This is a genomic window from Tenacibaculum sp. ZH5_bin.1, assembly GCF_042865525.1.
In the GTDB taxonomy this organism is placed as follows: domain Bacteria; phylum Bacteroidota; class Bacteroidia; order Flavobacteriales; family Flavobacteriaceae; genus Polaribacter; species Polaribacter mesophilus.
Genome location: NZ_JBEGIO010000001.1, coordinates 1,091,545 through 1,106,585, shown reverse-complemented (window position 1 = coordinate 1,106,585; position 15,041 = coordinate 1,091,545). Strand labels below are relative to the sequence as shown.

The window sequence follows — 15,041 nt, the reverse complement described above, 5'->3', positions numbered from 1 at the left end:
TAACGGTGGCAAATATACAATTTCAACATAGGGGTTGTCAAGCTATTGCCCTATTATTTTATGGTAACATTCTGAATTCCTACACTCAGCATATCTTTCCAAAAACTTCTATACGATTTAGTTACTACTTCTGCTTCTAAAATTTCTATGGAAACTTTTAATGCTAACGGAGCAAATGCCATTGCCATACGGTGATCATTATAAGTGGCTATTTGAATATTCTCTTTAATTTTTATAGATGATTTTAAGTGTAAACTTTCATTAGTTACTGAAATGTCTGCTCCTAATTTTGTTAACTCTTCACGTAATGCTTCTAAACGATCAGTCTCTTTAATTTTCAAGGTATGTAGCCCTGTTAAATCACAAGCAATACCTAATCCGAAACATGTAACCGCTATAGTCTGGGCTATATCTGGTGCATTTTTTAAATCTTCTTTTAATACTTCAGAACTATATTCTCTTTCTTTGGTTAAAAGAATTGAGTTATCTTTAAAAGTAGTCGTTACTCCAAAGTGTTTATAGATTTTTTCCAAACAACTATCTCCTTGCAAACTATCTTTTTTATACGCTGATAACTTGACAGAGGAGCCTATTTTACTCAACGCTATAATCGAATAAAAATAAGACGCTGAACTCCAATCAGACTCTACTACAATTATTTGCTTTTTTACAGTTGCTTTTGGTTCTATTTTAATAACCTGTCCTTTAAACTCAGCTTCAACCTTCAATTGATGTAATAACTGTAAGGTCATGTTGATGTAGGGAACCGATGTAATTTTTCCAACCAATTCAATTTCCAATCCTTTTTCTAGGCTTGGAGCAATTAGCATTAATGCTGAAATGTATTGACTACTTACATTTCCATTAATCGAAACCTTATCCTTTGTTAGTTTTTTTCCTGATATTTTAAGCGGGGGATATCCTTCTTTTTCTACATAATCTATTGCTGCTCCTAAATCGCGAAGCGCATTAACCAAAATTTCAATCGGTCGATTATGCATGCGGTCTGATCCTTGCAATATTTTTGTAACGCCTTCTTGTGTTGCAAAAAAAGCAGTTAAAAAGCGCATCGCAGTTCCTGCATGTCCAATATCTGCAACTATATCATCAGAGGTTAACGCTCCTTGTAAATGGTGTGTATCGTCAGAATCTGATAAATTTTCAATTTGTAAATCTGGATATAATTGTTGTAAAATCAACAATCGATTTGATTCACTTTTTGAACCTGAAATGGTTATATGAGTATCTGAATTAAATTCTTCAGTTTTTAGTCTTAAATCCATAAAAAACTATTTCGTTTTTTTATTTACAATGTATACACTATAAATAAGTGCGATTACTATTTTGCTCAACCAAAAACGAATCCACTGTTTATTTGCGAAATGTACATTGTACACAGTTTCAAAGTCTCCTGAAAAAATAGCCCCTCCTGTTTTAAATAATAAAGAAAATACCGCTACGATTATTAAAAAAGGAGTTCCTACTTTTAAAACATTAATCCAAAAACTTCCTTTTTGTATATTATTAATGAGACTCATTTATTGTAGTTTTTTGTTATTGTGATGACGATCGTGATCTCTTTTAGTTTTAATATCCAACTTCTTATCAAAGGCTTCTTGCAAATTTACGCCTGTTTGATTTGCTAAACACAACACTACAAACATTACATCGGCCAATTCTTCTCCTAAATCTTTGTTTTTATCACTTTCTTTTTCACTTTGCTCTCCATAACGACGCGCAATAATTCGAGCAACCTCTCCAACTTCTTCTGTTAGTTGCGCCATATTTGTTAACTCGTTAAAGTAACGTACTCCGTGATTTTTAATCCAATCATCTACCTGTTTTTGTGCGTCTTGTATATTCATATTTTCTGCTTTCTTATTAAACATTCAAAGATAAAAACTTCTATTTCTTAATCGATTCGCCAAGGCGGATTTTTTCTGTGTTCTCCTGCTTTAAACAGAATTAATTTATTACCATCTGGATCTAACAAGTGGGCTTCTCTCCATAACCATGTTTGATCTTTGGGTAATTGGGTGAATTGAACTCCCTTTTCTTGTAGTTTCTCTACTAATTCATCTAAATTTTCATCTTCAAAATACAATGTAACACCCTCTCCTTTAGGCAGCTTCTCTACTTGATGAATTGAGAAAGTTGTATTACCATCTGGCACTTCAAATCGGACATATCTAGGGCTTGCATCTACAATGAGAAGCAAGCCTAGTTTTTTATAAAATATTACAGATTCATTTACATCTATAGACGGAATTGTTACTTGATTTAAGTCCATGCGATTACTTTCTCTCTTTTTACAATTCGTATTAACATTAATAAAAATAATACTCCTATTCCCGATAATACAATCATAAAATTCCATGTATTATCAAATCCAATATTATCAATTAATTGCATTCCAGAATTGTGTCCGAAAATATGCGACATAGAAAATGCAATACTATAATACGCCATATATTCTCCTTGATTTCCTCTTTTGGCTCGTTCCATTACAAAGGCGTTTGAAAAAGGGAAAGCTATCATTTCTCCAATAGTCATTAACAACATTCCTACAATTAAAATTCCAGCCCAACCTGTTAAATTGATTACTACAAAACTTAATCCTGTAAGTGATAAGCCAAAAAACATTAAGAATTCTTTAGTATACTTACTTTTTTCTAACCAAGTAATCAGCGGCATTTCTAATAGGAAAATGAAAAAACCGTTCATGCCCATTAACAGTCCTATTTCTAACTCTGTTAAATGATGTATATCTTTATAATATAATGGCATGGTAGAGAAATATTGTAAAAAAATAAACCCGAATACAAACATTCCTACAAAAAATATCCAAAAAGCCTTATCTGAAAAAATCGACTTTGGATTTTCTACCTTTACTTCATCTAACACTCTTGCTTTTTTAGGATGTAATACATTTATCAGTAATAAAGTTGCTAAAACACAAGTAACTCCATCTACCCAAAACAGCCCGCTATACCCCATTGAGGTAATTATTAATCCTCCAACTGCTGGACCTGCAGAAAAACCCAAGTTAATTGCTAGACGGATTAAGGTTACTGAACGTGTTTTATTTTCTGGTTTACTATAAGTATTTAAGGCTACAAACATAGCGGGTCTAAAAGTATCTGCTACTAGCATCACCAAAAAGATACCAATACAAAACCCCCAGAAAGTTTCTACAAATTGTAAGGATACAAAGAGTAATCCTGTTAAAAACAAACTGGTTTTCATTACCTTGTAAAAACCTATTTTATCTGCTAATTTTCCTCCCAACCAAGAGCCTACAACAGAACCTAATCCAAAGCAAGTCATAATCCAACCTACATCTTTTAAAGTAAACTGTAAACTTTCTCTTAAATACAAAGACATAAACGGAATTACCATTGTACCTGCCCTGTTTATTAGAGTTATTAAAGCGAGCCACCATACTTCGATTGATAAACCTTTAAAGGTATCTAAATAATTAAAATAGAGTTTTTTCATGTGGTTTGGTTTTAGTGTTGATGTTGATATAAAAATAAAAAGTCCGACTATGAAGTCGGACTTTTTATTATCGTTATATTTTATGTGAACATAATTATAATACATACATTGCCCGATCGTCTTTGTGTCTTACCACAGTCGATTTACATTGCTTATATGTATTAAAAATTGTCATTACTTTAATTCTACGGCTGTAAATTTATAAAAAAACAAATTGTTTCTACAAAAATTTTATTTTTTATTTTTTTTAATAGTTTTTACACGCTTAAAAGTTTACTTTTAACCATTCGTCTACAGTAACACTCTTTTAATCTTATTTTTTATTTTCACTTTAATATCTACATTATCTTTGAAGTGTAAGTGAAACATAAAGTAAATCTCGCCGAACAGATAGAGATCCCTAAAAAGAAACATTTACTAAGTAACATCAATAAACTATTCTATTTTAAATATTCAGAAAAGCATGCTTATCTAAAACTTTTCAGTAGTTTGTTTTTATCATAACAATTAACACAATTTATAAAGAATTGGCTTACTTGGAGTAGCATCATTTTCAAATGGTGCTATCATAAGGTTCAAAAAGTAAGTTCCATCCTCTATTTTATTAGGTACATATATAAATTCTGTTATTGTTGCCTGCATTCTAATTTCTCCTTGTGTATCCCAAAAAGCATTATGTGCTAACAATTTTCCTTCGTCTTTTTCTTTATCTACAGATGGTAAGTCAATTAATAAATGTTCTATTCCTTTTTCTTTTAAGTATATAGCACCTTCTTCTAACAAATAGGTTGGATTTGTGTTTGAATACCGCATCGATTTTTTGTCTGAAAGGTTTGGTAAGGTTCTGATTACAATTGCATCACGCTTTTTGTTCCCTAAAACATTTTGTAATTGTTTTTTTGAAATTACAAAGTCCTTATTTTTTAACTGCTCAGGAGCAATAGTCACTACTTCTGCTAAGAAGAAAAATTTTGATAGTTCTTTGTTTACTGAATAAACTTCTTCGGTAATATGCCCCACACATTCGGTATGTGTAATATGTGAGTGCGGATTAAACTGTATGTTATTAAAATTTACATCAGCTCCTTGTTGTACACTTCCAATCCAATTCCCATCTGAAACAGGAAAAATTTTAGGATCATCAAGATACCATGCATTTATATTTTCTTTTGAGGTATCAATTGCTATTGAAATGTCCAGTGGTTTTGATAAATCTATTTTGTATTTTCTTGAGTTGTATTCAATTGTTGCAATCATACTCAAATATACTTAAATAATAAATAATTCGGAAGCCAATCCATCTGCTAAGAACTTTCCCTTTTCTGTAGTCTTCAAAACTTCATTTGTAATGACTAGCAGCTCTTGCTGGATAAACTTCTCAGCATTTTTAAGGAGATTTTTTCTAAATTCTTCCCCGAAATCCTCCTCTATTTTCTCTAACGACACTCCCCAAATGGTTCTTAATCCTGTCATCAAATATTCATTAAACTGATCTTTCTTAGTGAGTTTTTCTTCTTCTAAAGGGAGTTTTCCTTCTTGAATTGCTTTTATATATTTTGCATTGTTAGCTACATTCCAACTACGGTGTGTTTTATTAAACGAGTGTGCTGATGGACCAATTCCTATATATTTTTTTCCTAACCAATAACTAGTATTGTGCTTTGAAAAATAATTAGGTTTTCCAAAATTGGAAATTTCGTAATGTACAAATCCGTTTTTAGTGGTTTCTGCTACCAAAACATCAAAATGTTCTTTGGCTACTGTTTCGTCAACATCAGGATATTTTCCTTGCTTGATAAATGAATCTAATGCTGTTTTAGGTTCTACCGTTAACGCATATGATGAAATATGATTGATTCCGAAATCAAAAGCAATTTGCAAATTTTCTCTCCAACGTTCATTACTCATATTTGGAACGCCATAAATCAAATCAATAGTAATATTATCAAAGTAGCGTGTCGCTACAGACAAGCAGTTTTTTGCTTCTTGTGCATTATGAGCACGGTTCATTAACTGCAAATCTTCTTCAAAAAAAGATTGAATTCCAATACTTAGTCGGTTAATTGGAGTCTTAGATAATTCTATTATTTTTTCTTCTGATAAATCATCTGGGTTGGCCTCTAAAGTAATTTCTGGATTTGTTACTACTGTATAGTTTTTATAAATAGCATCTATCAACAATTGTAACTCGTCAACCGACAATAAACTCGGTGTTCCTCCTCCAAAATAGATGGTTTCTATTTCTTTGTGTTGTAGTTCTTCCTTTCGCAATTCTAGCTCTTTCACCAAGCAAGAAACTAACTCCCCTTTCTTTTTTAATGAAATAGAAAAGTGAAAATCGCAATAATAACATGCTTGCTTACAAAATGGGATATGTAGATAAATTCCTGCCAAATCAGTTATCAGTTATCAGTTATCAGTTATCAGTTATCAGTTATCAGTTATCAGTTATCAAGATTACTTATAAATCCTTGTCGTTTTTAATATTGAAAAAAGAATTTTTGCTATTTCATCGGCTTTTTCAAACAACTCCTCATACTCCTCTATTCTTATTTCTTCACTATCTTTTAATAAAGACAGCCAATATTTAGTTTCTAAACATTCTTTATAAGCTATTGAAATTTTTGCTGAGAAATCTGCCTTAGAAATAGCTCCATTAGCCTCTACTATATTTGCTCCTACCGATGTACCACTTCTTACTATCTGCTTAGATAAAATAAACTCCTTGTTTTCCTTCATCAATTTTTTACTTAGTTTAATAATCAAAAGAGCAAAATCGTATGATTTATTTTGAAGTGGGTTCTTTTCTAGTTTCATAGCTATAATATTTGACTATTGTTTACTGTTCATTGATCATTGAAAAAATCAGTTTTTAATTTTTTTCGGATTTTGTTTTACAAACGCTGCCCAACCTGTATAGTTTTTACCTCCTACTTTTGTTCCTGAATTATAAAAATGACATACCGCAGCTGCTAAACCATCCGTTGCATCTAAGTTTTTAGGTAGCACTTTTAAATTCAATAACGATTTTAACATTAAGGCTACCTGTTCTTTACTTGAAGTTCCTTTTCCTGTAATGGCCATTTTTATTTTCTTGGGCGCATACTCGGTTACTGGTATTTGTCTTGACAATCCTGCTGCCATGGCTACTCCTTGTGCACGCCCTAATTTCAACATGGATTGTACATTCTTCCCATAAAAAGGAGCTTCCAACGCTATTTCATCTGGATGATAAGTATCAATCAATTCAATGGTACGTTCAAAAATAATTTTGAGTTTTAAATAATGATCGTCATATTTTTTTAAGAGCAATTCATTCATTTGAACAAATTCCATCTTTTTCCCTACTACCTTTATAATTCCAAATCCCATAATGGAAGTTCCTGGGTCAATCCCTAATATAATTTTTTCTGTCTTCAAACTCTCGTTTATTTAACTTCTAAAGAAGTAAATTTAAATGTGTTCCCATCAAACAAGCCTTTGTCTGATAGTTTTAAGGATGGAATTACCAACAACGCCATAAAAGATAAGGTCATGTACGGAGCTCGTAATTTGCTACCTAGTTGTTTTGCCATCGCATCCAATTCGGCATAGGCTTTTCCTATTTCAACTGCTGGTTTATCTGACATGATTCCAGCCACAGGGAGCGGAACAACTTTTTCTTCAGAAGATGTTACAGCGCAAACGCCTCCTTTATTTTCAATCAATAAGTTTACCGCCTTACAAATTAATTCATCCGATACACCGACAGCGATAATATTATGAGAATCATGTCCTACAGAACTCGCTATTGCCCCTTCTTTTAACCCGAAGTTTTTGATAAACGCAATCGAAGGCTCTGCATTTTGATAACGATTTACTACCGTCATTTTTAGCACATCGTTCTCTACATCAGAAACTAAATTTCCTTCTTTTATCAACGAATCTGCTTCTATTTCATTTGTCACTAATTCTCCATCTAGAGCTTCTATAACTCGAATCTTTTCAGATGCTGAATGGAATTCAAAATCGGAAACGTTTTTTGCATCAGTGTCAAAATTATTCAACACTTCAAAATCTACATGCTCTACAAATGATTTTCCATTTTCAGCCACTAACTCACCATTAATATACGTTTGTAGTACTTCAAACTTTTGTAAGTCTTTCACCACAATAAAATCAGCATCATCTCCTTCTTTTAAAGTCCCAACATCCAAATTGTAATGCTCTACCGGGTTTATACAGGCTGCTTGCAATACTTTAAAAACATCTATTTCTTTCGCTACTGCGCGCTCACATAATTGGTTAATATGTCCTAATAACAAATCATCTGGATGTTTATCGTCTGAACAGAACATCATGTTGTCATAATACTTAGGAAGTAAATCGATTAATGCTTTAAAATTTTTCGCCGCACTTCCTTCACGAATAATAACTTTCACTCCTTTTTTTAGTTTTTCTAAGCCTTCTTCATAGGTAAAACATTCGTGATCGGTGTAAATTCCTGCTGCGATGTATTTATCTAAATCTTCTCCTCGAAGTCCAGGAGCATGTCCATCCACTGGTTTGTTGTAGTGTTTCGCCCAAGCGATTTTTTTCAACACTTCTTCATCTTGATAAATAACACCCGGATAATTCATCATTTCAGCTAAATACTTGATATCAGGATTCTCCATCATCTTTTTGATATCTTCTGAATCAATTACTGCTCCTGCACTTTCAAAAGAAGTCGCTGGCACGCATGATGGTGCTCCAAAATTGAATTTCAACGGGACTTTCTTTCCGTTTTCAATCATAAAATCAACCCCTTTTACCCCTAACACATTGGCTATTTCATGCGGATCAGACACCGTTGCTACCGTACCGTGTGTTACGGCTATTTTAGCAAATTCTGAAGGCACTAACATAGAACTTTCAATATGGATATGTGCGTCTACAAATCCAGGTAAAATATAGTTTTCTACTGTGTGTTCTACTTCTCTAACCTGTATAATCTTTCCTTCTTTAACCTCAACCGCTCCTTTAAATATTCGTTTGTTTTGTATATCGACTATATTTCCCTGTACAATCATGCTAAAATTTATTTATTGCTAAAATACTGAGTATTTTTCACAAAAAAAGCATCCATAGTGGATGCTTTCTTAGTATTTATGTTATAAAGGTTACGCTATTGGTCCTCCTTTAATAATTTCCTCACTTGCCATTTCTTCAAACTGAGCAAAGTTCTTTCTAAATGAATTCGCTAGCTCCATAGCTTTTGCATCATAAGCATCTTTATCTGCCCATGTTTGCTTTGGATTTAACACTTCATCAGGAACATTTTCACAAGTAGTTGGCATTGATAATCCAAAAATTGGGTGTTGTACAAATTCAACATTTTCTAAATTACCTTCTAAAGCTTCTGTAATCATAGCACGAGTATACTTTAATTTCATTCTGCTACCAGTACCGTAAGCACCACCTGTCCATCCAGTATTAATTAACCAAACGTTTACACCTGCTTCTTGCATTTTCTTACTTAACATTTCAGCGTAACGCGTTGGGTGTAATGGCATAAATGGAGCTCCAAAACAAGCTGAAAAACTTGGTAATGGTTCGTTAATTCCAGCCTCTGTACCTGCTACTTTTGCTGTGTACCCAGAAATAAAGTGATATGCTGCCTGCCCTGGTGTTAATTTAGAGATTGGAGGCAGTACTCCAAAAGCATCTGCTGTTAAGAAGAAAATATTCTTTGGGTTTGCACCTTTAGATGGTTTTTGAATATTTTCAATGTGATAAATAGGATAACTTACACGAGTGTTTTGTGTAATTGATGTATCATGAAAATCTACATTCCCTTTATCATCCATCACAACATTTTCAAGGATTGCTCCTCTTTTAATTGCTCCGTAAATTTCTGGTTCTTTCTCTTGAGATAAGTCGATTACTTTTGCATAACATCCTCCTTCAAAATTGAAGATTGTGTTTTCAGAGGTCCAACCATGCTCATCATCACCAATTAAACTACGATTTGGATCGGTAGATAAGGTCGTTTTACCTGTTCCTGATAATCCAAAGAAAATAGCTGTATCACCATCTTTACCAACGTTTGCAGAACAATGCATTGGTAACGTGTTTTTGAATACAGGTAAAATAAAGTTTAACGCAGAGAAAATTCCTTTTTTAATTTCTCCTGTGTATCCTGTACCACCAATTAATGCTACTTTTCTAGTAAAGTTTAAGATAGCAAAGTTGTGTTGGCGTGTTCCATCTATTGCTGGATCTGCCATAAAACCTGGAGCGTTTACTACTGTCCATTCCGGAGAAAAGTTTTTTAACTCCTCTGCGGTAGGACGTAAAAACATATTGTGCGCAAACATGTTACTCCAAGGATATTCATTTACAACACGAATATTTAATTTATAATCTTCGTCTGCACATGCATAACTATCACGTACAAATACTTCTTTGTTAGATAAATAATTAGTTACTTTATCGTATAGCTTGTCAAATTTTTCTGAATCGAAAGGAATATTAATATCTCCCCACCAAACTTGGTCTTTAGTTATATCGTCTTTAACAATAAAACGATCCATTGGAGAACGTCCTGTGAACTCACCTGTTTTAACAGCTAATGCTCCAAAACTGGTTTCTACTCCTTGTTCTTTTTCAATAGTGATGTCGTGTAACTCGTCTGAAGTTAATTGATAACGAACCGTAGCGTCTTTTATGCCTAAGTTATCTAACGATATCGTTTTCGTATCAAGATTTGTCATCTTAAAAGATTTTAGTTGTGTTTAATTTTGGACAAAAATAGTTCTTTTTGATTAAACAGCTATATCATTAAATGATTTTATCAACTTTAACCTTTAATAACTTTTTTAAAAAAGCTATATGCTAAAAGGCTCCAACCAACGATTAATAACACTCCTCCTAACGGCGTTACAAACCAAATTGCTTTTGCAGGAACATTCGCTAAGTAAATTAAATATATAGACCCAGAAAACAATAAAATCCCAGCTATTAAAAAATAACTAATTCTGTTTTTTTCTTTGTTAGTAAGCTCAGTAAACATATTTACAAAAAGTAATAAAAACACATGAAAAAACTGATAACGTACAGCAGTTTCAAAACTCTCGAGGGCTTCTAGTGTTAATTTTGTTTTTAAAGCATGAGCTCCGAAGGCACCTAAAATCACAGCAATCATTCCCAAGACTGCAGCTATTGTTAAATTTTTATACATTATTTTAATTTTTGTTTAAATTTAAACTTTTTTAGCGATATTGTCGCCTCTAATTTTATACACAACAAAAATAATTATAAATGAGAAATATATTGATTATTGGTGCTGGTAGATCGAGCTCTTCACTTATAAAATATTTATTGGATAAATCTTCACAAGAAAACCTACATATAACTATTGGTGATGTTTCGTTAGAAAGCGCTCAATCTAAAATTCACAATCATTCAAATGCTACAGCAATACAGCTAGATGTTTTTAATGCTGAAGAGCGCTCAAATGCAATTCAAAAAGCTGACATTGTTATTTCAATGTTACCTGCTCGTTTTCATATTGAAGTAGCTAAAGATTGTATTACTTATGGAAAACACATGGTTACTGCGTCTTATATTTCTGATGAAATGAAAGCTTTAGATGAAGAAGCTAAAGCTAAAGGTTTAGTGTTTATGAACGAAATTGGTCTGGATCCAGGAATTGACCACATGAGTGCTATGCAAGTTATTGATCGTATAAAAGAACAAGGAGGAAAAATGCTATTATTTGAATCTTTTTGTGGTGGATTAGTAGCTCCTGAAAGCGATACCAACTTATGGAATTATAAATTTACTTGGAACCCAAGAAATGTAGTATTAGCTGGTCAAGGTGGAGCTTCAATGTTTATTCAAGAAGGAACCTATAAGTATATTCCATATCAAAAATTATTTAGAAGAACTGAATTTTTAACTATTAATGGCAGTGGAAGATTTGAAGCGTATGCAAACCGTGATTCTTTAAAGTATAGAAGTATTTATGGTTTAGAAGATATTAAAACCATGTATCGTGGAACTATTCGTAAAGTTGGTTTTTCTCGTGCTTGGAATGTTTTTGTCCAGTTAGGAATGACTGATGATACATACACTATTGAAGATTCTGAAAACATGAGCTATCGTGATTTTACAAATCTTTTCCTAGCCTATTCTCCTTCAGATTCTGTTGAATTAAAATTCCGTTCGTATGCAAAGATTGATCAGGATGATTTAATGTGGGATAAATTTGTAGAGTTAGACATCTTCAATCCGAACAAAAAAGTAGGCTTGAAAAACGCTACCCCTGCTGAAATTTTACAAAAAATATTGATGGATTCTTGGACTCTTGAAGCTGAGGATAAAGATATGATTGTAATGCATCATATTTTTGGGTATCAATACAAGGAGGAAAATCATCAAATAGAAAGTAGCATGGTTATTAAAGGTGATGATCAAACCTATACTGCTATGGCAAAAACTGTTGGCTTACCTGTAGCTATGGCTACGGTACGTATTTTAAACGGTGACATCACAACTCCTGGAGTTCAATTACCGATTAACAAAGAGGTGTACGAACCAATTTTAAAAGAATTAGAAGATTACGGAATTACTTTTGTTGAAAAAGAAGTTCCGTATTTAGGCTATAACCCTGAGAGTATAAAAGGATAAAGTCTTCCAAAACGAACACAAAAGGCATCAATTTATTTGGTGCCTTTTTCTTTTAAAAATAAAAGGAATCTCTATAAAGTTGGTATTTTTACCTTTAAATACTAAACTAAGATATGGGTAAAAGCATTTTAAAAAATCATATTAAAAATTACACAAATCTTTCTGAAGAAAAATTAACGGAAATACTTTCTTTTTTTGATTGTCAATCCTACAAAAAAAAAGAAATTTTATTACTCACAAATAAACGTTGTAATAAACTATTTTTTGTTACCAAAGGTTGCTTACATTTATATTTTATTGATAGTTTGGGCTACAAAAAAACTACACAGTTTGCTCTAGAAAATTGGTGGTTAACTGACTTTTTAGCTTTTCAGAACCAAAAACATGCTAACTTTACCATAGAAACAGTTGAAAACTCTGAAATTTTGTCAATCTCCTTTTCAAAATATAACGAGTTATTAAATAAGTTTCCCTTATTAGAAAAATATTTTAGAAGTATATATGAAACCGCATACGGAGCTGCTTTAATGCGTTTAAAATACATTAACAGTTACTCTAAAGAAGATATCTTTTTTAGATTTAGAAAAGACTTCCCTGATTTTGTACAACGAGTACCCCAATATTTATTAGCTAGTTTTTTAGGATTAACTCCTGAATATTTAAGTGAAATTAAAAGAAAATAGTTATTCTTAAGTTAGTTTATTTTTTACTAAAACATACTTAACTACCTTTGCATTTATATTAATTTAAGGGCATAATAGCATTATGAAAAACATGAAAAAAATTGTCGTTGTTGGCGGCGGTTTTGCTGGGTTAGAACTTATAAAAGGGTTAGGAAATTCTGAAAATTATCAAATTATTTTAGTAGATAGTAATAACTATAATTTCTTTCCTCCTTTAATCTACCAAGTATCCACAGGTTTTATGGAACCTTCTGCAATTAGTTATCCATTCAGAAAAATTTTAAGAAAATTTAAAAATGCTCGTTTCCGTCTGGGTACTCTTGAAAAAGTTGTTCCAGAAGAAAATAAAATAGTGGTAAGTAATGGAGAAATAGCATATGATATCTTAGTAATGGCTACTGGTACAGAAAGTAATTTTTTCGGAAACAAAAACATTGAAAAGTACAGTTTACCAATGAAAACTATTAGTGACGCCTTGTCACTTAGAAATGTTATTTTAACTCGATTTGACCGTGCTACTAGAATTCACAATCCTGAAGAAAGAAAGAAGTGTTTAACTTTTGTTATCGCTGGTGCTGGTCCTACTGGGGTTGAACTTTCTGGTATTTTATCTGAAATTAAAACTTCAATTATCATAAAAGATTATCCAGAGTTAGATAAAAATGATTTTGGAGAAATTCATCTTATTGATGGTCAAAGCTCTGTATTAGCTCCAATGTCTAAAAGAGCACAAGAATATACCTCTAAAAAGTTAAGTGAACTCGGAGTAACATTAACGATGAACACCATGGTTAATGATTTTGATGGTGAAACTGTATATTTATCAAACGGAGAAGAAATACATACTAAAAACCTTATATGGGCTGCCGGTGTATCTGCTAAAACATTTGATGGTTTTTCAAAAGAAAGCTTTGGTGCTGGTAGAAGGTTAAAAACAAATCAGTTCAATCTAGTACATTCATATGATAATATTTATGCTTTAGGTGACTGTGCTTTGATTTTAGGAGATGAAAGCTATCCTAAAGGACATCCTCAATTAGCACAACCTGCATTACAACAAGCTAGAAACTTAGCTAAAAACCTTTCTAGAAAAGATACAAACTGGAAAACTTTTCAATATAATGATAAAGGTTCATTAGCTATTATTGGAAGAAATAAGGCTGTATTAGATTTCCCAGGACAAAAACAATCATTAAAAGGTTTTGTTGCATGGTTAATTTGGATTTTTGTACATATTATGGGGCTTGTAAACTTCAAAAACAAAGTAAGAACTCTATACAACTGGTTAGGCTATTACATATACAAAGACCAATATTTTAGAATGATTATTAAACCTACTCAAAGAGATACTAAATAAAATACGCATGAAAAATTTAAGCATTGTAGTAATACTACTTTTTACAATTATTACTGTTGGTTGTAATTCAGAAAAATCGAAAACCAATAAAAAAACAGAAGAAGTTGAACAAGTTGTATCTCCATCTGACACACTAACTAAACACCTAAAACCATTTAATCCTAATTTACCAACTATTGGACTTTTAATGTTTAATGGGGTTTTACAAGGAGAAGTTATAGCAACGTCAGATGTATTTGGAAAAGCAGATAAAGATGGCAAACAACTTTTTAATGTAGTAGCTATTGCTGAAACAGCTAAACCCATTACTACTGAAGAAGGAATGCATTTTGTTCCCGACTATACTTTTGAAAACTGTCCTAAACTAACGGCTTTGTTTGTACCAAGTGCTTACGACATGTATGCACAAGTACATAATAATAAAGTTGTAGATTTTATAAAAACAAAAAATCAAGAAACCCAATACACTGTTAGTAATTGTGCTGGAGCTAATTTAATTGGTAAATCTGGTATAGCAGATGGTCATAAAATTGTAACATGGATTGGCGGCGGTGAGCAACTACAAAAAGACTACCCAAATTTAAAAGTGCAAAACGACAGCTTAGTGACTTTTGTTAAAGACGGTAAGTTTTTATCTTCAAACGGAAATTTAGCAAGTTATATTTCAGCGTTAGAACTTCTCGAAATTATGACAAATACTGAACATAGAAAATTTGTTGAAAGCTATTTATACTTGGATCAACTTAAAAACTGGAAAAAATAAACATTAATTATAAATTTTCTTTTTCAAACATAAGCATCAATTTATTGGTGCTTTTTTTTATTACCAGTTCTAAAAAAATAATACATAC

General features: G+C 32.0%; 16 protein-coding genes. 4 read left to right on the top strand and 12 right to left on the bottom strand.

Going from position 1 to position 15,041, the window contains the following annotated elements; all coding sequences use genetic code 11:
* Positions 1-53: 53 nt before the first annotated feature.
* The 12 genes from ABHQ57_RS05150 to ABHQ57_RS05095 form a co-directional block, all read right to left on the bottom strand.
* Positions 54-1,283 (bottom strand): 3-phosphoshikimate 1-carboxyvinyltransferase, encoded by a 1,230-nt coding sequence (locus ABHQ57_RS05150; protein ID WP_167713139.1) that lies wholly within the window; start codon positions 1,281-1,283, stop codon positions 54-56.
* Positions 1,284-1,289: 6 nt separating this feature from the next.
* Positions 1,290-1,538, bottom strand: coding sequence for a hypothetical protein (locus tag ABHQ57_RS05145; protein WP_073181790.1), 249 nt, complete (start codon positions 1,536-1,538; stop codon positions 1,290-1,292).
* The gene (locus ABHQ57_RS05140; RefSeq protein ID WP_073182681.1) at positions 1,539-1,865 is read right to left on the bottom strand and encodes a nucleotide pyrophosphohydrolase; all 327 of its coding nucleotides are present in this window, start codon (positions 1,863-1,865) and stop codon (positions 1,539-1,541) included. It abuts the gene before it with no gap.
* A 47-nt stretch (positions 1,866-1,912) separates the two neighbouring features.
* Positions 1,913-2,290 carry a VOC family protein gene (locus tag ABHQ57_RS05135; protein ID WP_073181792.1) on the bottom strand — a complete coding sequence of 126 codons (378 nt, stop codon included), beginning with the start codon at positions 2,288-2,290 and terminating at the stop codon, positions 1,913-1,915.
* Entirely contained in the window at positions 2,281-3,498 is a 1,218-nt protein-coding gene (locus tag ABHQ57_RS05130; RefSeq protein ID WP_073181794.1) for an MFS transporter, read from the bottom strand. Before ABHQ57_RS05130 ends, ABHQ57_RS05135 begins: the two co-directional genes overlap by 10 nt.
* A gap of 507 nt (positions 3,499-4,005) precedes the next feature.
* Positions 4,006-4,755: a cyclase family protein gene (locus tag ABHQ57_RS05125; protein WP_167713137.1), complete on the bottom strand. Its 750-nt coding sequence runs from the start codon at positions 4,753-4,755 to the stop codon at positions 4,006-4,008.
* A gap of 12 nt (positions 4,756-4,767) precedes the next feature.
* Positions 4,768-5,892 carry a radical SAM family heme chaperone HemW gene (gene hemW, locus ABHQ57_RS05120; RefSeq protein WP_167713134.1) on the bottom strand — a complete coding sequence of 375 codons (1,125 nt, stop codon included), beginning with the start codon at positions 5,890-5,892 and terminating at the stop codon, positions 4,768-4,770.
* 63 nt (positions 5,893-5,955) lie between these two features.
* On the bottom strand, positions 5,956-6,315 hold the full coding sequence (locus tag ABHQ57_RS05115) for a four helix bundle protein (RefSeq protein WP_047788573.1): 360 nt from the start codon (positions 6,313-6,315) through the stop codon (positions 5,956-5,958).
* A gap of 48 nt (positions 6,316-6,363) precedes the next feature.
* Entirely contained in the window at positions 6,364-6,918 is a 555-nt protein-coding gene (gene ruvC / locus ABHQ57_RS05110; protein WP_159493322.1) for a crossover junction endodeoxyribonuclease RuvC, read from the bottom strand.
* 8 nt (positions 6,919-6,926) lie between these two features.
* Complete coding sequence (gene ade / locus ABHQ57_RS05105) at positions 6,927-8,549, bottom strand: adenine deaminase (RefSeq protein WP_167713132.1); 1,623 nt, start codon at positions 8,547-8,549, stop codon at positions 6,927-6,929.
* Between the two features lie 90 nt (positions 8,550-8,639).
* A complete protein-coding gene (gene pckA, locus ABHQ57_RS05100; RefSeq protein WP_167713130.1) occupies positions 8,640-10,232 on the bottom strand; it encodes a phosphoenolpyruvate carboxykinase (ATP) in 1,593 nt (530 codons plus the stop codon).
* 86 nt (positions 10,233-10,318) lie between these two features.
* Positions 10,319-10,699, bottom strand: coding sequence for a DUF423 domain-containing protein (locus ABHQ57_RS05095; RefSeq protein ID WP_047788577.1), 381 nt, complete (start codon positions 10,697-10,699; stop codon positions 10,319-10,321).
* Between the two features lie 80 nt (positions 10,700-10,779).
* Here ABHQ57_RS05095 and ABHQ57_RS05090 point away from each other — a divergent pair, with 80 nt between their 5' ends.
* The 4 genes from ABHQ57_RS05090 to ABHQ57_RS05075 all read left to right on the top strand — a co-directional run bounded on the left by ABHQ57_RS05090 (position 10,780) and on the right by ABHQ57_RS05075 (position 14,953).
* The gene (locus tag ABHQ57_RS05090; protein WP_167713128.1) at positions 10,780-12,150 is read left to right on the top strand and encodes a saccharopine dehydrogenase family protein; all 1,371 of its coding nucleotides are present in this window, start codon (positions 10,780-10,782) and stop codon (positions 12,148-12,150) included.
* 113 nt (positions 12,151-12,263) lie between these two features.
* A complete protein-coding gene (locus ABHQ57_RS05085; RefSeq protein ID WP_047788579.1) occupies positions 12,264-12,833 on the top strand; it encodes a Crp/Fnr family transcriptional regulator in 570 nt (189 codons plus the stop codon).
* Between the two features lie 82 nt (positions 12,834-12,915).
* Complete coding sequence (locus ABHQ57_RS05080; protein ID WP_047788580.1) at positions 12,916-14,190, top strand: NAD(P)/FAD-dependent oxidoreductase; 1,275 nt, start codon at positions 12,916-12,918, stop codon at positions 14,188-14,190.
* A 7-nt stretch (positions 14,191-14,197) separates the two neighbouring features.
* Positions 14,198-14,953 carry a DJ-1/PfpI family protein gene (locus ABHQ57_RS05075; protein WP_047788581.1) on the top strand — a complete coding sequence of 252 codons (756 nt, stop codon included), beginning with the start codon at positions 14,198-14,200 and terminating at the stop codon, positions 14,951-14,953.
* Positions 14,954-15,041 lie beyond the last annotated feature (88 nt).